General features: G+C 77.4%; 3 protein-coding genes. All 3 read right to left on the reverse strand.

Annotated elements, in window-relative coordinates; all coding sequences use genetic code 11:
* Positions 1-162: 162 nt before the first annotated feature.
* On the reverse strand, positions 163-1,731 hold the full coding sequence (locus ABZW03_RS38780) for an AMP-binding protein (RefSeq protein WP_355269271.1): 1,569 nt from the start codon (positions 1,729-1,731) through the stop codon (positions 163-165).
* Between the two features lie 125 nt (positions 1,732-1,856).
* Positions 1,857-2,654 (reverse strand): alpha/beta fold hydrolase, encoded by a 798-nt coding sequence (locus tag ABZW03_RS38785; protein WP_355269272.1) that lies wholly within the window; start codon positions 2,652-2,654, stop codon positions 1,857-1,859.
* Between the two features lie 221 nt (positions 2,655-2,875).
* Positions 2,876-3,410 (reverse strand): thioesterase domain-containing protein (locus ABZW03_RS38790; RefSeq protein WP_355269274.1); only part of this gene is annotated, 535 nt, incomplete at its 5' end.

Here is a 3,410-nt window from a genome sequence, read left to right on the forward strand (position 1 = left end):
CCGCGTTGTCGTCGGTCGCCAATGCTCCGCAGTGGCTCCCTCCTCCGCCTTGCGATGCACGCACCCCAACGCCGCTCGCTGATCCAACGCGAATCGTCAGACACGCCCTGGCGGGGCGTACCCGTCCGTTGACCGCGCGTCACCGGCGTTCCGGTGCGACGGTCAGGCCGGCCCGGCCGCCAGCAGGGCGCGCAGCGCCTTGCCGTCCGTCTTGCCGTTGGCGGTCAGCGGCAGGGCGGGCAGCACCCGGCAGAGGTCCGGCACCTTGGCCGCCTCCAGCCGGTCGGCGAGCTTGCCCAGCACCTGCTCGGCGGTCAGCTCGCCCACCACGAACAGCACCATGTCGCGGTCCTGCTCGGGGGCGATCAGGGCCGCCTCGCGGACCCCGTCGATGTCCAGGACGGCCGCCTCGATCTCCACCGTGCTCATCCGCGAGCCGCGCCGCTTGAACAGGTCGTCGCGCCGGCCCTGGAAGTACAGGTGGCCGTCCTCGTCCAGCCAGCCGTAGTCGCCGGTGTGGAGCGTGACCGCGCCGTCCTCCGGGTTCACCCGGAACCGCAGCGCGGTGGGCTCGGGGGCCTGCCAGTACCCGGCCATCACGTGCGGGCCGCGGACGGCGATCTCGCCGATCTCGTGCGGCGGCAGCGGCCGGCCGTCGTCGTCCAGCGTCAGCACCTCGGTGCCGGGCAGCGCCCGCCCCACCGAGCCGGGCCGGGCCAGGTCGCCGTCGGGCTCCAGGACGGTGATCCGCTTGCACTCGGTGGTGCCGTACATCGGGGCCACCGCGGCGCCGGGGAAGGCCTCCCGCAGCGAGGCGATCAGCGGCGCGTTGAGCGCGGCGCCGGTGTTGGTGAACAGCCGGACGGCGGTCGGCCGCGGGTCCCGGGAGGCCAGCCGCACCAGCAGTTCGCCCAGCGAGGGCACCAGCGGCACCACGGTGGCGCCGTGGTCGCGGGCGAAGCCCAGCAGCCGGGCGTGGCTCTCCGGGCCGGACAGCAGCAGCTCGGCCCCGGCCAGCGCCGACAGCAGCACCTGGTAGAGGCCGTAGTCGAAGGAGAGCGGCACGGCGGTCAGCACCACGTCGTCCGGGCGGTAGTTCAGCCGCTGGGCGATCGCCCGCGCGGCGAACACCACCTGGGCGTGCGGGCAGGCCACGGCCTTGGGCGCGGCGGTGCTGCCGGAGGTGTAGATCAGCAGCGCCAGCCGGTCGGCCGGCACCAGCGCCTCGGTGCGCCCGGCCGGGTCGGCGGGCCCCGAGAGGTCCAGTTCGGAGACCACCGCGACGGGCACCCCGGCCGGCCAGCGCAGCCCGTCGGCCTCCTCCCGCTCGGCCGCCTCCGCGACGATCAGCGCCGGCGCCGAGTCGGCCAGCACCGGCCCGAGGTGGAAGGCCCGCATCGCCGGGTTGACGGGCACCAGCACCGCGCCGCGCCGCCAGGCGCCGAAGAGCAGGGCGGTGAACTCGCGGCTGCTGCCCACCCGGGCGAGCACCCGGTCGCCGGGCCGGATGCCGTGGCCGTCCAGGATCCGGGCGAAGGAGTCGGCGGCGCCGTCCAGCTCGGCGTACGTCCAGGCGCCGTAGCGGTCCCGGACGGCGGGCGCGTCCGGGCGGGCGGCGGCGGCCGCGCCGAGGAACTCCTCGGCCGCGTTGGCGATCCGGGCGGCGTGCTCCGAGCCGGCCGCGGTGGCGGGTACGGCCACGGGTACGGAGTCGAGCGTGCGCGTGGTCAATGCTCCCCCTAGTCGGTGACGGTGACGGGTGGTCGGGCACGCGCCGTGCACGCGCCCCCCGGCCTCGTCCCGCATCGTCCGAGAGGGGGCTTTGGCACCGCTAAAAGCGGGCCGGGCCCGCCCGCTCAGCCCTGTCCGGCCGGGGCCGCGGCGGCGGTCGCGACGGTCCCGGCGGTCCCGGCGGCGGCCGGCTCGTAGCGGCGCAGCACGGCGGAGAGCAGGTCCAGGAAGCCGGGCTCCTCCCGGGGGAAGAAGTGGCCGCCGGGCACCACCACGGTCTCGCTCTCCCGGGTGGAGTAGCGCGCCCACTCCCGCACCTCGGGCACCGTGACCAGCCGGTCCCCGGCCCCGCCGAAGGCGTGCAGCGCCACCGGCAGCGGGGTGCGGGCGACGGTGGGGGCGGCGGCGCACAGCCGCAGGTCGTCGCGGACGATCGGCAGCAGGGCGGCGAGCCACTCCGGGTGGTCCAGCAGGATCCGGGGCAGGCCGCCGTAGGCGTCCAGGGTCCGCACCAGGTCGGCGTCGGCGATGTCGGGCTCGTCGGGCAGCGGGGCCGGCAGGTGCGGCGCCCGGTGGCCGCCGAGCACCAGGGCCGCGGGCAGCCGCGCGCCGCGGGCGTGGCGGTGCTGGGCGAGCGCGAAGGCGATCAGGGCGCCCATGCTGTGCCCGTAGAGCACGTGCGGGTGGTCGAGCTCCGGCCCGAGCTCGGCGTCGAGGTCGGCGATCAGGGCGGCCAGGTCGGTGAACCTCGGCTCCGCCATCCGCCCCTCGCGGCCCGGGAGTTGGACCGGGAGCAGCTCCGCGTCGGCGGTGATCCGGCGCTGCCAGCCCGCGTAGGCCGAGGCGCCGCCGCCCGCGTACGGGAAGCAGAACACCCGCAGCCGTCCCGGGGGCGGTGGGGTGCGGGTGAGGTAGCGCGGCATGGTGCTGGGTCTCCTTCCGGCCGGCGGCGCCCGGCGGCCGGGGCCCGGCACCGCTGCCCCGGCGGCCTCTCGCGCTCCGCCTGCCCGGCCCCGGCCGGGGGAGCCTGGCCGGACGGGCGGAGCGGCGGGTACGGCCGGTGGGGGCGGTCCGGCCGACGGTGCGTCAGCCTCAGGGGCGGCGCTAAAGGTTGGGCTGTGCACCACCCGCCCGGCGGGAGCCGTCAGACCGGTCCGAGGGCGGCTGCCGCCGGCCGTCGGCCGAGCAGGTCGGCCGCCAGGACGGGCAGGAAGGCCTCCGGGGCGTCGTGCGGGAAGAAGTGACCGCCGTCGAAGAGCCGGACGGTGGTGCCGGCGGCGGAGTGCTCGCCCCAGGCCGCCAGTTCCTCCTCGGTGGTGGAGGCGTCCGCGCGGCCGCCGTAGACGGTGATCGGGCAGTCCAGCGGCGGGCCGGGCCGGTGCACATGGGTCTCGGCCACCGCGAAGTCGGCCCGCAGGGTGGGCAGCATGACGTTCAGCAGCGGGCTGCCCGCCCGGGCCCCGTCGCCGTGCCCGTTCAACGCGCCGATCCGCTCGAAGAGTTCGGGCGCGGGAGCGTCGTGCACCGGGGTCGCCCGGCGCGGCAGCTGCGGGGCGGGCAGGCCGGCCACCAGCAGCCGCCGCGGCTCGGGCAGCCCGAGCCGGCGCAGCGCCCGGCCGACCACGAACGCGTAGCCCGCGCCCCACCACTGGCCGAACCAGGCCGGCGCCCCGACGACA

It is taken from the genome of Kitasatospora sp. NPDC004799 (assembly GCF_040609095.1).
Lineage (GTDB): Bacteria > Actinomycetota > Actinomycetes > Streptomycetales > Streptomycetaceae > Kitasatospora.

Excerpts from the sequence above, each read along its gene's own strand:
- ABZW03_RS38785 (WP_355269272.1), bottom strand. The coding sequence starts at position 2,654 with ATGCCGCGCTACCTCACCCGCACCCCACCGCCCCCGGGACGGCTGCGG.